Annotated in this window: 15 protein-coding genes; 8 read left to right on the top strand and 7 right to left on the bottom strand. The window is 62.2% G+C overall.

The features are described from left to right. Window positions 1-9 precede the first annotated feature (9 nt). Window positions 10-954: a LysR substrate-binding domain-containing protein gene (locus tag ACUN8C_RS14935; RefSeq protein WP_445619956.1), complete on the bottom strand. Its 945-nt coding sequence runs from the start codon at window positions 952-954 to the stop codon at window positions 10-12. Between the two features lie 171 nt (window positions 955-1,125). Here ACUN8C_RS14935 and ACUN8C_RS14930 point away from each other — a divergent pair, with 171 nt between their 5' ends. After that, the gene (locus ACUN8C_RS14930; protein WP_445619955.1) at window positions 1,126-1,782 is read left to right on the top strand and encodes a DUF2780 domain-containing protein; all 657 of its coding nucleotides are present in this window, start codon (window positions 1,126-1,128) and stop codon (window positions 1,780-1,782) included. A 90-nt stretch (window positions 1,783-1,872) separates the two neighbouring features. Here ACUN8C_RS14930 and ACUN8C_RS14925 read toward each other — a convergent pair whose 3' ends face one another. After that, entirely contained in the window at window positions 1,873-2,727 is an 855-nt protein-coding gene (locus tag ACUN8C_RS14925; protein WP_445619954.1) for a ParA family protein, read from the bottom strand. Window positions 2,728-2,775: 48 nt separating this feature from the next. Here ACUN8C_RS14925 and ACUN8C_RS14920 point away from each other — a divergent pair, with 48 nt between their 5' ends. Next, the gene (locus tag ACUN8C_RS14920) at window positions 2,776-3,669 is read left to right on the top strand and encodes an alpha/beta fold hydrolase (protein WP_445619953.1); all 894 of its coding nucleotides are present in this window, start codon (window positions 2,776-2,778) and stop codon (window positions 3,667-3,669) included. Between the two features lie 188 nt (window positions 3,670-3,857). Continuing rightward, window positions 3,858-4,343, top strand: coding sequence for a DUF488 domain-containing protein (locus ACUN8C_RS14915; protein WP_445619952.1), 486 nt, complete (start codon window positions 3,858-3,860; stop codon window positions 4,341-4,343). Between the two features lie 85 nt (window positions 4,344-4,428). Here ACUN8C_RS14915 and fnr read toward each other — a convergent pair whose 3' ends face one another. The 5 genes from fnr to ACUN8C_RS14890 form a co-directional block, all read right to left on the bottom strand. Beyond that, window positions 4,429-5,172, bottom strand: a complete 744-nt coding sequence (fnr, locus tag ACUN8C_RS14910) for a fumarate/nitrate reduction transcriptional regulator Fnr (RefSeq protein WP_445619951.1) — start codon at window positions 5,170-5,172, stop codon at window positions 4,429-4,431. A 116-nt stretch (window positions 5,173-5,288) separates the two neighbouring features. After that, window positions 5,289-6,701, bottom strand: coding sequence for an oxygen-independent coproporphyrinogen III oxidase (hemN, locus tag ACUN8C_RS14905; RefSeq protein WP_445619950.1), 1,413 nt, complete (start codon window positions 6,699-6,701; stop codon window positions 5,289-5,291). 105 nt (window positions 6,702-6,806) lie between these two features. After that, window positions 6,807-7,235, bottom strand: a complete 429-nt coding sequence (locus tag ACUN8C_RS14900) for a carboxymuconolactone decarboxylase family protein (protein WP_108841596.1) — start codon at window positions 7,233-7,235, stop codon at window positions 6,807-6,809. A gap of 176 nt (window positions 7,236-7,411) precedes the next feature. After that, window positions 7,412-10,018, bottom strand: coding sequence for a TRAP transporter permease (locus ACUN8C_RS14895; protein ID WP_445619949.1), 2,607 nt, complete (start codon window positions 10,016-10,018; stop codon window positions 7,412-7,414). Window positions 10,019-10,154: 136 nt separating this feature from the next. After that, on the bottom strand, window positions 10,155-11,141 hold the full coding sequence (locus ACUN8C_RS14890; RefSeq protein ID WP_445619948.1) for a TAXI family TRAP transporter solute-binding subunit: 987 nt from the start codon (window positions 11,139-11,141) through the stop codon (window positions 10,155-10,157). Between the two features lie 256 nt (window positions 11,142-11,397). On the opposite strand from ACUN8C_RS14890, the gene ACUN8C_RS14885 reads away from it, so the two are divergent. The 5 genes from ACUN8C_RS14885 to ACUN8C_RS14865 all read left to right on the top strand — a co-directional run bounded on the left by ACUN8C_RS14885 (window position 11,398) and on the right by ACUN8C_RS14865 (window position 17,248). Beyond that, window positions 11,398-12,663 (top strand): pyridoxal-phosphate-dependent aminotransferase family protein, encoded by a 1,266-nt coding sequence (locus ACUN8C_RS14885; RefSeq protein WP_445619947.1) that lies wholly within the window; start codon window positions 11,398-11,400, stop codon window positions 12,661-12,663. Then, entirely contained in the window at window positions 12,656-13,885 is a 1,230-nt protein-coding gene (locus ACUN8C_RS14880; protein WP_445619946.1) for an allantoate amidohydrolase, read from the top strand. The genes ACUN8C_RS14885 and ACUN8C_RS14880 overlap by 8 nt, the downstream gene beginning before the upstream one ends. Before the next feature lie 110 nt (window positions 13,886-13,995). Continuing rightward, window positions 13,996-14,835 carry a MurR/RpiR family transcriptional regulator gene (locus ACUN8C_RS14875; protein WP_445619945.1) on the top strand — a complete coding sequence of 280 codons (840 nt, stop codon included), beginning with the start codon at window positions 13,996-13,998 and terminating at the stop codon, window positions 14,833-14,835. A 235-nt stretch (window positions 14,836-15,070) separates the two neighbouring features. Beyond that, on the top strand, window positions 15,071-16,255 hold the full coding sequence (locus tag ACUN8C_RS14870) for an amidase (protein ID WP_445619944.1): 1,185 nt from the start codon (window positions 15,071-15,073) through the stop codon (window positions 16,253-16,255). Window positions 16,256-16,345: 90 nt separating this feature from the next. Then, window positions 16,346-17,248 (top strand): AEC family transporter, encoded by a 903-nt coding sequence (locus ACUN8C_RS14865; RefSeq protein ID WP_445619943.1) that lies wholly within the window; start codon window positions 16,346-16,348, stop codon window positions 17,246-17,248. Window positions 17,249-17,286 lie beyond the last annotated feature (38 nt).

Genomic DNA, 17,286 nt, shown 5'->3' with positions numbered 1-17,286 from the left:
TGCATGGGGTCATGCATCGTGCGCATTCATTGTGAGAGACGTCCTCTCTGTGAGCCACCGCTTGAAAAGCCTGGTGGCGTGGTTTTCGCGACGTGACTGCGGCGTCAGGAGCACATGGCCGCCGCCCTGACTGGCCGAGTGCGGGGATGCCTGGAGTAGCCGCCCCTGATCGATCAGACTGTCGATGACGTGGCGCCATCCCAGCAGTACGCCCTGACCCAGAATGGCCATCTCGACCAGCGCCGGATAGTGGTTGAAAACGATATTGCGAGAGAGTCGAGCGGTCACTCCGTGATGGCGAAACCAGTCCGGCCAGGCAATCCAGAGGCTCTGGGCATCCTCAAGCACCAGCAGGGTTTCGCAGGCCAGCATGGCGGGTGTCAGGTCTTCATCGGCTGCCAGACCGTGTCGGGCACGGCACGCCACGAGGTAGTCCGGTGAGCAGACCGGAAAAACCTCTTCCGACATCAGAGGCATTGTGTCAAAACCCTCCATGACCCCCGATTTTAGATAATAGAGTCCGAGGTCGAATTCGAACGGCGAGAGTGTGGAAATGTCGTCTCGTACGATCAGGCGTAGCTTGATGTGAGAGTGCTCACGTCGAAACTGGCTCAATCGTGGCGTCAGCCAGTACATGGCAGTACCCGCTGTGCAGGCGATCGTCAGCTCGTTCTCGCCGGCACTTTTCATGACCTCGGCTGTGGCGTGGACGCACTCATCGAGAATGGCATGTACGTGTCGAGCGTAGCTTTCTCCGGCCTGTGTCAGTACCAGTTGTCGTGGCTTTCGAACAAACAGGGCGCGGCCCAGAAACTGCTCAAGATGAACAATCTGTCGGCTCACGGCGCTCTGTGAGAGGTTCAATTCACTGGCGGCGCGGGTGAAACTCATGTGTCGAACTGCAGCCTCAAAGGCCACCAAAGCATTCAGCGGTGGCAGGGGAGACATGCGCATGGGACAGCTCCAGCAAAAGTGGGAGGCGATGAGCGTATGTTATCTGCGGCAAAAGTGTGGCGGCTGTGCCAGGGTTGGCCGAACCTCGGTGTCACGTATCTGTCCAAGGATATCGAGATGATCATTTTCGGGCGCGCCGGTTTCTGGCGTGACCACTGCAGGAGAGCATCGTTGAAAAAGACAATCGCGGTACTGGCAAGCGTGGGTATGGTCGGCATGTCGACCTCGGCACTGGCGTTCAATCTGGGCGACGTCAATCGGGCCATGGAGGCAATGAACAACCAGAACACGCAGGGTCAGCAGACGCAGCCTGCACCGCAGCAGAATTCGCAGGGGCTCTCGTCACAGGTCGGGAAGTTTTTGAACCTCGATAACGCGCCGCGTCAGCAGCAGGCCGCTGCCGTGGGAACCACTGACAGCAATCTGGGTCAGGCCTCACAGCTCATCGAGCAGCTGACCGGACAGCTGGGGGTCAGCAAGACCCAGGCCATTGGCGGGTCGGCAGCGCTGCTGGCAGCGGCCAAAAGTCAGCTGGGCAGCGGTCAGTTCAACCAGCTCTCCAACCAGGCGCCAGGCGTGGATGGTCTGCTCTCCAGTGCTCAGGCGCTGTCCGGCGGTCAGTCGATGCTGTCGAAACTCTCGGGCATGGGCGGCAACGGCAATAGCGGTAATACGTCGTCGCTGACCTCGAGTGCCTTCAGCATGCTGGGCATGGATGCCGGCATGGTCAGCCAGTTTGCGCCGGTCATGCTGAGTTATCTCGGTGGTCAGGGCGTATCAAACAGCCTTCTGAGCTCGCTGGGCAGCATCTGGGGTGCCGGTCGCTAGCCTCGCACGCTTCGTAGTACCTTCAGGGCCGGTAACTCAAGCCGGTCCTGTGGTCCTTCAGCCGTTTCTGTTTTCCTTCCAGACGCCCATCTACAGGCGTTTTGAAATCTCTTCCCATAGATTGCGATAGGCCACGGCGGCGGCCGTACGCGGGGCAAACTGCGTCAGCGGCGCCTGATGGCTGCCCATCTGCTCGACCACGCTGGCATAGGGGATACTGGCCGAAAGATGCGTCGGCCACTGCTCCCGAAAGCCTGTCATGCTCTCCTGATGCAGCTTGCGCCGACGGTCCACCAGCGTCAGAAAGGGCCACACTGGAGTGGCGATGTGCGCATCGTCCAGATACTGCTGCAGCTGGGTCAGGGTTCTCATCGACAGTATTGTCGGGACGACCGGCACCAGCAGGGCATCGACACTGGAAAAGACCTGCTTTGACAGGGTGGTAAGGCCTGGCGGGCAATCCAGAATGATCAGGTCATAGTCCTCGCTGACCGTTTTAAGTACCTTGCGCAGGCGGCTCGCCTTGTGTCCTTCCAGCAGCATGTCCATCTCGCGGGATTCAGGGCTGGCCGGCAGCAGATCAAGATTGGCCATGTCGGTGTCACGAATGGTCTTCTCAAGCGAGGCCTTGCCCTGGATCAGCTTCTCCACGCCACCGCCGCGAATTCTGGGCTTGTTGCGCAGGTAAAAGGTGGTGGCCGCCTGCGGGTCGAGATCCCAGATCAGCACCCGCTGTTCGGCAAGGCTTGCCTGCGCGGCCAGATTGATGGCGGATGCCGTCTTGCCCACCCCTCCCTTGATACTGTAAATCGCCAGCATCTGCATATCCGCGTTCCTGTCGATGAGCCACAAATCATGGCGCTCAAGCTTGTGTCGGTGTGATGACAATTTGATGACATCGGTCGGCATCGGTATGCCGGTATGGGCGGTGATGATCCATGTCATGATAGGCGCATGATGGCGGAAGGCAGTCAGATAATCAGAGGTAATGACATGGATAGTGATGTGACAGAAGAGACGCTTCACTGGGAGTGGGGTGGCATGCCCATCGAGGTCGGCGTAACCCGTCGCGGGCAGGGACCTGAAGTGCTGATGCTGCCGGCGCTGTCGAGCATTTCGACGCGCCACGAAATGGACGCCCTGCAGGCCATGCTTGCCGAGCGCTTTACCACCGTGTCGGTGGACTGGCCGGGGTTTGGCGACCGCCCGCGCCCCTTCATGGAGGCCGAACCGGGTATGCTGACGGCCTTTATCGATCACCTGCTCGATGAGGTCGTCTTTCTGCCCGAGATGATCGTTGCCGCCGGCCACGGTGCGGGCATGGTCATCCGACATCTTGAGGAGCATCCCGACGCCGCCGACCGGCTGGTGTTGATGGCGCCGACCTGGCGTGGGCCGCTGCCGACCATGGCCGGTGAGCACAAGCCCTGGTTTGGCCATCTGCGTGCCTGGTTTGATCGCCCGGTCATCGGTGCGGGCATCTATCGTCTCAACGTCAGCAACTGGTTTATACGGCGCATGGCCGGCGAGCACGTGTATGAAGCATCGAACTGGCTATCGGGTGAGCGTCTGGCGGCCAAGCGTCGCGTGGCCCGTACGCCCGGAGCCCGCCATGGCTCAATTCGCTTTGTGACCGGGGCCGTGGACCCCTTCAATAGTCGTGAGGCCTGTGTGGCGGCGCTCGGGGGCGCCAGTGCTCGCACGCTCCTGATCATGAGCGAGAAGATGCCACCGCGCTCTCGCGCTGAAATGCAGGCCATGGGCGCGCTGCCCCGGGTCGATACCGTGTCCCTGTCTCATGGGCGACTGTCGGTGCATGAAGAGTTCCCTGATGAGGTGGCCAGGGCCATCCTTGCGTGGCTGGATAGCCCACAACAGTACGACTGATTTTGGCAGGCGGTCGGGGCAGGGGGTCACCCATGCGATGATGGGGCATGAGAAATCATGATCAGCGCTGACTGTGCCGAGCCGTCCCTGGCGAGTGAAACGACCTGGCACCCGGTGTATTCTTGGCAGGCTGACACCTCAAAAGAAGAAGAGCTTTCAGCTCTGGGAACATGATTTCAGGGGGTAATATGCTTATTGGCGATGTCCGCCTCAAGCGCGTCTATCAGCACTCGACCCAGCAGGATGGCGCGCGCTGGCTGGTGGATCAGGTTTGGCCGCGTGGCAAGCGCGAAGAGGAGCTTTCGGTCGAGCAGTGGTATCGCGCCGTGGCACCTTCCCGTCGCCTGCGCCATGCCTGGGAAAGCGGGCGAATCGATCGCACGACCTTTGAGCGCCGCTATCGTCTGGAGCTTAATCCGGGCGACCTTGAGCCGCTGCTGGATCAGGCACGTCAGCGCCGGCTGACGCTGGTCAGTGCCGTACGCGATCTGGAAAGCTCACATCTGCCCATTCTGCGCGAGGTCATTCTCGAGGCACTGCGTGGTGAGGGTGTGATCGGTGAGACTGAATCGGTTGGGGTTGAACCCGAGCCGATGGTCACCGAGCCTGACTCGGTGATCGCCGAGCCTGACTCGGTTGTTAGTGAACCTGAATCGGTGGCCGGCACGCATTGAGTCGAGGGCCACAGGAACAGCAAAACGCTCCGACATGATCGGGGCGTTTTTTTATTGCCTGCAGGACGGGCAGGGGACAAAGGCGTCAGGCCCGCTGCTGCTGGCTGCAACAGGGGGCGACGATACCGGCGCGCTCGCCCAGTGCTGCCATGTCCAGAATCTCCACGTGGCGACCCTGGATATTGAGCAGCCCCTGCTGCTGGAATCGGCCCAGCACGCGGCTGATGGTTTCAATCGCAAGCCCCAGGTAGGTGCCGATATCGCTGCGTGACATCGGCAGGCGAAAGCGCTCGGCGCTGTGGCCACAACGATCAAAGCGCACCGAGAGATTGCGAAAGAAGCTGGCCAGACGCTCATCGGCCGTTTTGCTGGATAACAGGCGCATCAGGCGGCGATCATCGACGATTTCGCGGCTCATGCAGCGATAGAGCTGATGGCGAAGCTCCGGCAGATGCTCCGAGAGGCTTTCCAGACGCTTGAAGGGGATTTCGCAGACCGTGGTGCGCTCCAGCGCGGTCAGAAAGCCCGGATGGACGGCGCTGTCGATGCTGTCCAGACCGACCAGCTCGCCGGGCAGATAAAAACTGGTGATCTGTTCCTCGCCGTCGGCCTCGATGATGGTCTGCTTGAGGCTGCCACTGCGTACGGCGTAGACATTTTCAAACGCCTCGCCCTGCATGTAGAGCGTCTCGCCGCGCGTCAGCGGCGCGCGTCGTCGCACAATCGTGTCGAACTGCTCAACATCGTCAAGAGACAGGGAAAGCGGCAGGCACAGGGAGCTCAATGAGCAGGTCTGACAGCGCGTCTGGTGAAGATGAGAGGTGTTCATTGGCCTGGCATGTTCCTGTGCGTGTGAGTGGTGTGCCGGGCGCTGTCGTGATGAACCATGCCCGTGTCCCGGGGCTCAACGAGGGCGTTATGCCCTCGTTGAGCCCTCCCGGTCTTCTAAAGAAGCCGAGAGAACTGCTGACGATGTTCGGCCGAAAGATGCGTATCGAAGCTCATGGCCAGCTGGCGAATCAACAGTCTTCCCATGGGGGTCACCATAAGCGAGTGCTTATCATATTCGATGAGGCCGTCTCGCCGAAAGGTGGCAAGCCTTTCAAACACATTGGCGAAATAGTATGACGCCCTGATGCCAAAGTCGGCTTCGATGGCCTCAAAATCCAGACGCATGTCACACATCAAACGATGAATCACATGGCGGCGCAGCCGGTCATCCCCGCTCAGACGTACGCCGCGGCAGGTCGCCAGCTGCCCGTTATCGATGGCCGCCTGCCAGGTCTCCAGCTGTGCGGCGTTCTGTGCGTAGACATCATCGACCTGGCTGATGGCCGACACGCCCAGGCCCACCAGGTCACACCGGGCATGAGTGGTGTAGCCCTGGAAGTTGCGCTGTAGCTGTCCTTCACGCTGTGCCACGCTCAGACTGTCATCCGGTCGGGCAAAGTGATCCATGCCGATATGGACATAGCCCGCCTGCGTCAGCTTCTCCACCGTCATGCACTGGATGGCCAGGCGAGTGGCCGTGTCCGGAAGATCGGCACTGTTGATGCGCCGCTGGGGCAGAAAGCGCTCGGGCAGGTGGGCATAGTTGAAAATGGACAGCCGTGCCGGCGCCATGTCGATCACCTGATCCAGCGTGTCGGCAAAACTTGCCACGCTCTGATGCGGCAAGCCGTAGATCAGGTCCAGATTCAGCGAGCGAAACCCCAGCCGATGCGCCTCATCGATCAGATTTTCACTCAGCTCGCGTGGCTGGACTCGGTTGATCGCCTTTTGCACGCGCACGTCCAGATCCTGTACGCCAAGACTCAGTCGGTTAAAGCCCAGTGACTGCAGATGCCGCAGGGTATAAACGTCGGCCTCGCGAGGGTCGATCTCGATGGCAAAATCGCGGTCGGGATGGGTGGAAAGATTGAAATGTGCGCCCAGCTGGTCCATCAGCCGGCTCATCTGGTCCAGATCGAGAAAGGTCGGAGTGCCGCCGCCCCAGTGAAGCTGTTCGACCACACGCTCGCCATCGAGATGGCGACGCATCAGCATCATTTCCCGGGTCAGTCTGGCCAGATAGGGCTCGGCCATGCTGGTCTGGCGGGTCGCGATGCGATTGCAGCCGCAGTAAAAGCAGATGCGTCGGCAAAAGGGGATATGCACATAAAGCGACAGCGCCCGCGCGGTCGCGTTGCTGCGCGCCAGCGCCTGCGTCAGTTGCTCCGGACCGAAATGATCGGTGAAGGCCGTGGCAGGAGGATAGGACGTATAGCGCGGGCCGTTGCCGTCATGACGCTTTAGAAGCTCAAGGTCCGGCGAGAAAAGCGCATCGGAAAAGGCGGGTCGGGGAGCAGGTGACAACATGGAAGATGCTCGTGGCAGGCAGTGATCATGCCATGCTACGAGCATCGTATTTTTGAGGTCTGACCTGGATCAAATCATGCCGGCGTCTCGTGCCGGACACATCAATCAACCGAAGCGGACGTCGTTGTCCATGTGGCGTGCCACGCGTGACATGGTGCTGGTCAGCTCGATGGCCAGCGTCAGGTCGGCGAGTTCACGCGGAGAAAAGGTATTGATGGCCATCATGCGGGTGCTGGCATCGACCGGACGAAAATGGGTAAAGGATTCACACCAGGCAAGGGCTGCACGTTCGCGGGCGGTAAAGCGGTCGGAATCGGCCCAGCGTGCCAGCTCGCGCAGCTTGTCGGCATCAATGCCCAGCGCTTCGGCTTCGCTGACCCGCAGGTTTTCACAGTTGTCGCAGCCGCCGTTGATCTGCGAGGTACGAAGCTCTGCCAGACAGCGAATGGAAGGGTCGAGACTGCAATGTCGTACCGCACGGGTCGTGTGGTAGATATCGGTCGCATCGATCCGCTTGGGTCGTTCACTGGTCATGAGGGCACCTCAATCAAAAGGGTATGAATCTGGTCCTATTTAACGCGCTTGGCAAAATTTAATCCACAGCCTGCCTTTACAAAGTTGAGCTCGGTTTAAAATCTTTTTATATCGACAAACCGCTGCTGTGCCGGGCCTTTTGCGCCGCCCGGGTCGATTCCGGGCGGCGCAGTGGGTCAGAACGCCGCCTGTGGCGTGGCTGATTCAGTGTGATTTGTTCGGCGCCTGCGCTGGCAATAGACGATCAGCGCCAGTATCAACAGCGCCGGTATCCACAGCCACTCCTTGGCAAAACGCTCACGAGTCAGCTCGACGCTGACGATGGTCTGATCCATGTCCAGCCCCAGCTCACTGGCCTGGCTGCCCCAGCCGACCGTATCGACCAGTGTGGTATCACCATCTTCGCGAAGCGACAGCCCCAGATTCTCCAGTCGGGCCTGGCCATTGTCACCTTCCACGACGGGCACCTCGATGACAAGGCGCATGGGCGCGCCGTACTCATCGACGCCCTCGACCGTTACCCGCATCGACTGCCCCTCCTCGAGCTCGCCATAGGCCTGGGCAATCTGCGCCGGCGGCATCTCCTCAAAGGGTGGCACGATCATGTCCTGCCAGAAGCCGGGGCGGAAAAGAGTAAAAGCGACCAGCAGCAACAATATGGTCTCATGCCAGCGGTTGCGCACGATAAACCAGCCCTGAGTGGCAGCGGCAAAAACCAGCATCGCCACGGTCGCCACCACAAAGACCACGATGCCGTGCCAGAGATCGACATTGATCAGCAAAAGGTCGGTATTGAAGATGAACAGAAACGGCAGCGCGGCCGTGCGCAGGCTGTACCAGAAGGCCTGAAAGCCGGTACGTATCGGGTCGGCACCTGAAATGGCGGCGGCTGCAAAGGAAGCCAGCCCCACCGGCGGGGTGACATCGGCCATGATCCCGAAATAAAACACGAACAGATGCACCGCGATCAACGGCACAATCAGCCCCTGCTGCTGACCGAGCTGCACGATGACCGGCGCCAGCAGCGCCGAGACCACGATGTAGTTGGCCGTGGTCGGCAGGCCCATGCCCAGAATCAGGCTCAATACAGCGGTGAGCAGCAGCATCAAAAAGAGGCTGCCCATGGAGAGATGCTCGACCAGGTCGGCCAGCACCAGACCCACGCCGGTCTGCGAGACCGCCCCGACGATGATGCCGGCCGTGGCGGTAGCAATGCCGATGCCGATCATGTTGCGGGCACCGTCCACCAGGCCGCTCCACAGATCATGAACGCCCTCGCGCAGGTTCTCGCCCAGTGCCAGCCGGCCGCGAAAGAGCGCGCTCAGCGGGCGCTGCGTCACCATGATGACCATCATCAAAACGGTCGCCCAGAAGGCAGAGAGCCCGGGGGAGAGCCGCTCGACCATCAGACACCAGACCAGTACCACGACCGGCAGCAGATAGTGCAGCCCGACCATGACCGTGGGGCGGGTCTGCGGCAGGGTCGTGATGTTGGACTCGGGCGTGTCGACTTCAAGTTCCGGATAGCGCGCGCCCAGCTTCAAAAGCCCGACGTAGATGAGCACCAGAGCGATCGAGACCACCCAGGGGGTGGATTCGCCCAGCATCGGCTTGATCCACCCGAGCCCGTAATAGACCGCGGCGCTCAGCGCCATCAGGCCCACCAGACCGGTTGCAAATCCCAGCAGCTTGTAAAGCCACGGCTTCGGCGGATTGGCACTCTTGAGCCCCTGCATGCCGGCCTTCATCGCCTCAAGATGCACGATATAGAACAGCGCAATATAGGAAATCATCGCCGGCAAGAAGGCGTGCTTGATGACCTCGACATAGGGAATGCCGACGTATTCGACCATCAAAAAGGCGGCCGCGCCCATGACCGGCGGCATGATCTGACCGTTGACCGAGGAGGCGACTTCAACGGCGCCGGCCTTGGTCGAGGAAAAGCCGACCCGCTTCATCATCGGAATGGTGAACGTGCCGGTGGTCACCGTATTGGCAATCGAGGAGCCCGAGATCAGCCCGGTCAGCCCGGAGGCCACCACGGCCGCCTTGGCCGGCCCGCCCCGGTAATGGCCCAGCATCGAAAAGGCCACCTTGATGAAATAATTGCCGGCGCCGGCCTTGTCGAGCAGGGCGCCAAAGAGCACGAACAAAAAGACGAAGCTGGTGGACACGCCCAGTGCGATGCCGAAAACGCCCTGGGTGGTCAGCCACTGATGGTTGATCAGTGCCTCAAAGCTGACACCTCGATGGGCCAGCATGCCCGGCATGTACGGTCCGGCCAGCGAATAACCCAGAAAGACCAGGGCCACGATCATCAGCGGCGGCCCCAGCGCCCGGCGGGTACCTTCCAGCAGCAGGATCAGCCCCATGACGCCCACGATGACATCCTGGGTGATCGGATTGCCGGGGCGATTGGAAAGCTGGGCATAGAACAGATAGATATAGAGCGCGCAGAAGGCCGCTACCGCCGCCATGACCCAGTCCGTGACCGGTACGCGATCCGTCGGTGAGCGCTTGAGTGCCGGCCAGGAAAGAAAGGCCAGAAAGAGGGCAAAGGCGAGGTGAATCGAGCGTGCCTCGGTGGCACTGAAAACTCCGAAGCCTAGCGTGTAGGGCAACGGCGAGGTAATCCAGAGCTGAAACAGGGACCAGGTCACGGCCACGATCAGCAACAGACGTCCGGTGACGCCCTGTAACTTGCGTCCACCGGTGTCTGCCACGGCGGCCAGTTCCCTGGCGTCCACGTCCGGGCGCTCGGTCGAAGGGGGAGTTGTGTTCATGTCCGCATCCTCTGGCGGCAGGACCTTTCCGGGACGAGTGCCCGGATCGGAAATGACACAACGCCCCCGGCTGGAGGCGTTGCATCGTCAACACTGACGTCCGGACCGTGATCCCGCAGGCCCGGGTCAGCCAGACTTACTCGCTGAGCCAGCCCTTTTCCTGATAGTAGCGCTTGGCACCTTCATGCAGCGGTGCTGACAGGCCTTCAGTGACCATGGTTTTCGGGTCGAGCGTTGCAAAGGCGGGGTGAAGCTTCTTGAATCGATCGAAGTTGTCGAACACGGATTTGACCGCGGCATAGACCAGATCATCGTCGACCTTCTCAGAGCTGACAATGGTGGCACCAACACCGAAGGTCTTCACGTTGTCCGGGTTGCCCTTGTACATGCCGCCGGGAATCTCATAAAAGCTGTAGTAGGGGTGTTCCTCGACCAGCTTCTGGATCACGTCGCCATCGAGCGGGATGATGCGGGCATCGACCGTGGTGGTCGCTTCCTGGATCGAACCGTTCGGGTGACCGGCGACAAAGACCATGGCGTCGATGTTGTTATCCGCCAGTGCCGAGGCCTGTTCGGCACTATCAAGCTCCGAGGTCAGGGCGAAATCGCTGGTGGTCCAGCCCTTGGCGGCCATCACGACTTCCATGGTGGCGCGGTTGCCCGAGCCCGGGTTGCCGATATTGACCCGCTTGCCCTTGAGATCGTCCAGCGTCTTGATGCCGGAATCGGCACGGGCCACCAGGGTCAGCGGTTCGCCGTGCATGGCAAAGACCGAGCGCAGATCCTCATGGGCCTTGCCTTCGAACTGGCCTTCGCCGTGATAGGCGTTGTACTGCACGTCGGACTGGGCAACCCCCATGTCCAGATCGCCGTTTTCGATGCCGTTGACGTTGGCCACCGACGCACCGGTCGACGGCGCGTTGCAGCGATAGCCGCTGTCACCCTGATTGACGAAGCGACAGATGGACTGACCGACCACGTAATAGACACCGGTCTGACCGCCGGTGCCGATGGTCATGAATTTCTGTTCACCGGCCTGAACGCTGGTTGCGGACATAGCGAGTGCCCCAAGCGTCATGACGGTCGCCGACAGCATCGCAGTAAGGGTCTGGCGTTTGATCATGGGAAGGTTCCTTTTTTATGACTTGTTATTCCTTGTGACCGGTGTCGCCGGTCAGGTGACACCAAGTTACTGCGGCATCGGCTGGACTGCAAAACGACCATCTTACTAGCTTAAGTTTCGTTAAAGACTGGGTGGCGGCTTTTACCGGGGAGCGGTGCCTGTCGTGATGATAAAAATCAATCGCTCCAGGGGGTCGCTTTGCAACCATGGTTTCCTATAGCATCACGATGAAACGATCGTAACGAGGTGGTCTGCCATGTCCTTTGAGTCCTTCAATCCTCCGACGCGCCTTTTGATGGGCCCGGGTCCAATCAATGCCGACCCGCGCGTGCTGCGTGCCATGTCCGCCCCGCTGATCGGCCAGTATGACCCGGCCATGACCGCCTGCATGAACGACACCCAGGCGCTCTATCGCGACGTCTTTCGTACCCAAAATGACGCCACGCTGTTGATCGATGGCACCTCGCGTGCCGGCATCGAGGCCGTACTGGTGTCGCTGATCGAGCCGGGGGACCGGGTGCTGGTACCGGTGTTCGGCCGCTTTGGTCATCTGCTGCGCGAGATCGCCGAGCGTGCAGGCGCCGAGGTGCACATCATCGAGGTGGCGTGGGGCGAGGTCTTCACGCCCGAGCAGGTCGAGACCGCCATTCGCGAAGTGAACCCGAAGGTGCTCGCCATGGTGCAGGGCGATACCTCCACCACCATGTGCCAGCCGCTTGAGGAGATCGGCAGCATCTGCCGCGCGCATGACGTGCTCTTTTACACCGATGCGACTGCCTCGCTGGCCGGCAACGTGCTGGACACTGACGCCTGGCAGCTTGATGCGGTCACGGCCGGGCTGCAGAAGTGTCTGGCCGGCCCCTCCGGCAGCGCGCCGACCACGCTGTCGCCGCGCGCCGTCGAGTGCATTCGCGGCCGTGCCCACATTGAGGCCGGTCTGGTCGGCGATGGCCATGACACCGGACGCGGCGTGCGTATCCGCTCGAACTATTTCGATCTGTCGATGATTCTCGATTACTGGGGGGAATCGCGCCTCAACCACCATACCGAAGCCACCAGCATGCTGTACGGCGCGCGTGAATGTGCCCGTCTGCTGGTCAATGAAGGCATGGACCAGGCCGTGGCCCGTCACGCCCTGCACGGCAGTGCGTTAACCAGTGGGCTGTCGGCGATGGGCCTTGAGCTCTTTGGTGATCAGAGCCACCGCATGAACAACGTAGTCGGTATCTACATTCCTGACGGCGTCGAAGGCGAAGTCCTGCGTCGTACGCTGCTGGAAGACTATGCCATCGAGATCGGCACTTCCTTCGGTCCGCTGCACGGGCGCATCTGGCGTATCGGCACCATGGGCTACAACGCCCGCCGCGATACCGTCATGACCACCCTGGCCGCGCTTGAGGAAGTGCTGCGCCAAGCCGGCGTTCGCATCACGGCCGGCAGCGGAGCCGGTGCGGCGCGTGAGTACTATCAACAAAGCCCACAACAGAACCCACAAAAAGCCCCGGGGAGCGCCCATGCATAATGGTGACGCCATCGTTGCCGCCTGCGACCAGCTGGCGGCCATTTCGGCCGATGAAGGTCAGCTCACGCGCTGCTACCTGACGCCGGAACATGCGCGCGCCAACGCGCAGCTGGCCCACTGGATGCAGGGTGCCGGCATGCAGACCTGGCAGGATGGCGCCGGTAATCAGTGGGGGCGGCTTGAAGGCAGCGACCCGTCCCTGCCGGCGCTGGTGCTGGGCTCTCACTCGGATAGCGTGATCAATGCCGGACGCTTTGACGGCCCGCTCGGCGTGCTGCTGGCCATTGGCGTGGTCGCCCGGCTCAACGCCGCCCATCAGCGCCCGGCTCGAACGGTCGAGGTCGTGGCCTTTGCCGATGAAGAGGGCACGCGCTTCGGTACCGCACTTCTGGGCAGCCGCGCGGTGGCCGGGACATGGGACAGCGCCTGGTGGGACATCGTCGGGCGCGATGGCGTGACCCTGCGTCAGGCGTTTGTCGATTTCGGACTTGATCCCGAGCGCGTGGAAGAGGCGGCGCGTACCCCCGAGAGCATCGCCGGCTATCTGGAGGCCCATATCGAGCAGGGGCCGGTGCTGGAAGCCGAACGTCGCTCGCTGGGCGTGGTGAGCGCGATTGCCGGCGCGCGTCGCTTTGTCATCACGATCAGGGGCGAGGCCGGCCACGCCGGCACCACGCCGCTGGCGCTGCGTCGCGATGCGCTGTGCGGCGCCGCCGAGGCGATCGTGGCTATTGAGACGCTGGCGCGCGCGGCAGGGATTGTCGCCACGGTCGGCTCGCTGGAAACCTTCCCCGGGGCGGTCAACGTGATTCCTGGTGAGGTGCGCATGACGCTCGACATTCGTGCCGAGCGCGATGAAGATCGTGACCGCGTTCTTGATGCCATCCGCGAGAGCTGCGATCGCGTAGGGGAGGGCCGAGGGCTTGCCTGGCACTGGCAGGAGACCCATTCGGCGCCGGCCGTGGCCTGCTCGCCGCGACTTGTCGAGGCGCTGACCCGGGCCATCGACACGACCCTTGGTACCGACAGCGGTGCGGTCATGCGCCTTGCCAGCGGCGCTGGACACGACGGCATGGCCATGGCCGACATCTGTGACATCGGTATGCTGTTTGTGCGCTGTGATCGCGGCATCAGCCACCATCCGGATGAGTCCGTTCAGGCGCGCGACGTGGATGACGCCCTCAATGCCATGAGTCGCGCCGTCTCGGCGCTGGTGGCCTGACAGTTTTCATCACTGACAGGTTAGTCATCAAAAGCGCCCCGGGCGGCATGCTGTCCGGGTCGTGACGCCGCATCCTCTTTTTTGAAACACCGTGCATCTTCGGGAATACCATGGATCAGCATCTGGGCCAGCGACTGCGTCAGCAGTTTGATCAGCTCACGCCCAACGAGCAAAAAGTGGCGGGGTTCATCCTCGATCACTTCGATGATATTGCCGTCTACAGCGGCGCCGATCTGGCCAGACTCTCCGGGGTCTCCAAGGCCACGGTCAGCCGGCTCTTTCGGCGGCTGGGTTTTGCAAGTTTCAGCGAGGTGCGCCAGCACGCCCGTGAACTGCGCTACCACGGCGTGCCACTGGTCACCGACTCAAAAGCGCTGGGCAGCGGGCTGGAGCGCTTTCAGCGCCACTTCGAGCGTGAGCGCGACAATCTCCATCAGATGCTGGCCGCCATCGACGCCGAGACCTTCGATGCCCTGATCGAGGCGCTGGACCGCGCCCCTGAGGTGCTCATCATTGGCTATCGCAATGGCTACCCGCCGGCTTTGCATTTGCGTCAGCAGCTGATGCAGGTGCGCCCCGGTGTCCGACTGGCGCCGCTGCCCGGTCAGTCGCTGGGTGAGGAGCTGACCGGCGTGGCGAAGGGCACGCTGGCCATCGTCATGGGATTTCGCCGCCGGGCACACGGTTTCTCGCAGCTGCTCGAGCAGCTGCGCGTCAGCGGTCTGGACACGCTTTTGATCGGTGATCCGACCCTGGCGGCGACCGGGACTTCGCCCACCTGGCAGCTGGAGTGCCCGCTGGACAGTGTCTCCGCCTTTGACAGCTACACCTCGGTGATGAGCCTGATCAACCTGCTGGCCAACGCGCTGTTGCACAAGCGCCTGGGCGAGGGGCGGGCGCGCATCGATGCCATCAGCGACGCCTATTCGGGACTGGATGAGCTGGCTTGAACACCCCGAGATGTTTATCAAAGGCGGCCCTCGGGCCGCCTTTTTTGCGTTCCACCGGTGCGTACAGGGCGCCGGATGCACCCGGGGCGTGCAGTTTGTCAGCGTGTATGGCCTGACACAGGGGTCGCGATGAGGCGCTGACGTCCCTTGCAGGCAGGGTCTGTGTCGAGCTGGCACGAAGGTTGCAATGACCTCATGGATATCTCAACCGCGCCGGCCGGGCGAAGGAGTGCACATGAGTGACGTCATCGAGCGTGTGGATCGCAGTGTCTGGGTCAAGGGCCGCCCCGAAAAAGGCACCACGATCATGGGGAGTGGCCCGCTGGCCGGCCAGCGTATGGCGGTGAAGGATCTTTTTGATATCAAAGGCGAGGTGACCGGGGCGGGCAATCCCGACTGGGCCGCCACTCAGTGTCCGGCTCGCCACACCGCACCGAGCGTGCAGACCCTTTTAAACGCCGGGGCGGCACTGGTCGGCAAGACCCAGACCGATGAGTTCGCCTACAGCCTCAACGGTGTCAACGTGCACTACGGCACGCCGGTCAATCCGAAGGCGCCCGATCGTTTGCCGGGCGGCTCAAGCTCCGGCTCAGCGATCGCCGTGGCGCGCGGCGAGGCCGACATCGGGCTGGGCACCGACACCGGCGGCTCGATTCGCATTCCGGCCAGCTATAACGGCCTGTGGGGACTGCGCCCCACGCACGGCGTAATCAGCAGCGACGGGCTCGTCCCGCTGGCGCCATGTTTTGATACGGTGGGCTGGCTGTGCCGCGATCATGACACGCTCGCAAAGGTCGCCAGAGCGATGCTGCCCGAGCGCCGTGATCCTGCTCCCGACCGTGTGATGACGTTGCTGGTACCCGAGGCGCTGGCCGGCGAGGTGTCACGTTTTCGCCAGGCACTCGGGGCGCGCCAGGACCTGCTGGTTCAGTCGCTGTCCGATCAGTGGCTGGCGCATCTGGGGCGCACCTTTCGGGTGCTGCAGGGGCGTGACATCTGGCGGGTTCACGGAGCGTGGCTGACGCGCGAACAGCCGCGTCTGGCGCCGGATATCGAGGCGCGCTTTCAGTGGTGTGCCACGCTCTCCGACGCTGATGAGCAGGCCGCCCGTCGGGCGCGTGAAGAGATCGTCGATGCGCTGCGCACGTTCAGCGATGACGGCGCGCAGCTGCTGGCCCTGCCGACCGCACCGGGCGCCTCGCCGCTGCTGAGCCTGACCGGCCGTCGGCTTGAGACCTATCGTGAACACCTGATGGGCATGACGGCGCTGGCCGGGCTCTGGGGGGCGCCGCAGCTGTCGATGCCGCTGTTGAGCGATAACCGGGCCGGCGGCGGCCACGCCCCCTGGGGGCTGTCACTTTTGGGCGCGCCTGGTCAGGATCGCCACCTGGTGACGCGGGCCCGCACGACTCGTGCATAGGCACGCTGTCGCCCGGCCGTTATGATGCCCTCCTGCCCGGGCGCATCGAATCACAAGGTCGCCATGGGACCATGACCACCAGGAGCGCCCATGGCTGCCATACTCGCGATTTTGCCCATCTTTACGCTGATTGTGCTCGGCTATGTACTGGGCTGGCGCCAGTGGCTGACGCCGTCCAGCGCCGGTGGGCTTTCGTGGGTCACCTTTCGCCTGTTTCTGCCCTGCCTGCTGCTGACCGGTATTGCGCGCGCCCCGCTGGGTGATGCGCTCTCGCCACTGCTGCTGGTGGTTTATTTTGTTCCGGCGCTGCTGCTGTTTGCCGGCTTCAATCTCTATATTCGCCGGCGTACGGGGCAGGCCTCGGCCATTGGGCTGTCAGCAAGCTACTCCAACAACGTTTTAATCGGCATTCCACTGGTCACGGCGCTATTCGGCCAGGAGGGGCTGGTCTATCTCTTTGCCCTGCTGGCGGTGCACAGCCTGATCCTCTTTTCGACCCAGTCATTGTATGCCGCCCTCGGCCAGGGCCGCGAGCAGCGTCCCAGCGCGTTGAGCCTTCTGAAAACGCTGGCCAACCCGCTGGTGGTGGGGCTGTTGCTGGGTGTGCTGATCAATGTCGCGGGGATTACACTGCCAGCGCCGTTGTGGCAGGTGCTGGACTGGCTGGCGCGCGCGGCACTGCCGTGTGCGCTGATCGTGGTCGGCGTGGGGCTGACCCGCTATCAGTTGCGCACCTCGCCGACCATCTGGGCGGTCTGTCTTGGCAAGCTCATGATCTTTCCGCTGATGGTGCTGGCACTCGGCAGTCTCATGCCGGGGCTGTCACCACTGGCATTGCATGTGTTGGTGCTGGCGGCCGCCGGGCCGATCGGGGTGAACGTGCTGGCCTTTGCCCAACCCGGTGAGGAGCAGCACACCGTAGGCGCGAGCATTTTCCTGTCAACGCTGCTGGCCGCGGGCACGCTGCCGCTGTGGATGCTGTTGATGGGGTAGCCAGCCGCAAAAACGGCGGGCCAGAGGGAAGGCGAAGC

This window comes from Kushneria sp. Sum13 (assembly GCF_052692355.1).
This window is presented reverse-complemented; position numbering and strand designations above follow the sequence as displayed.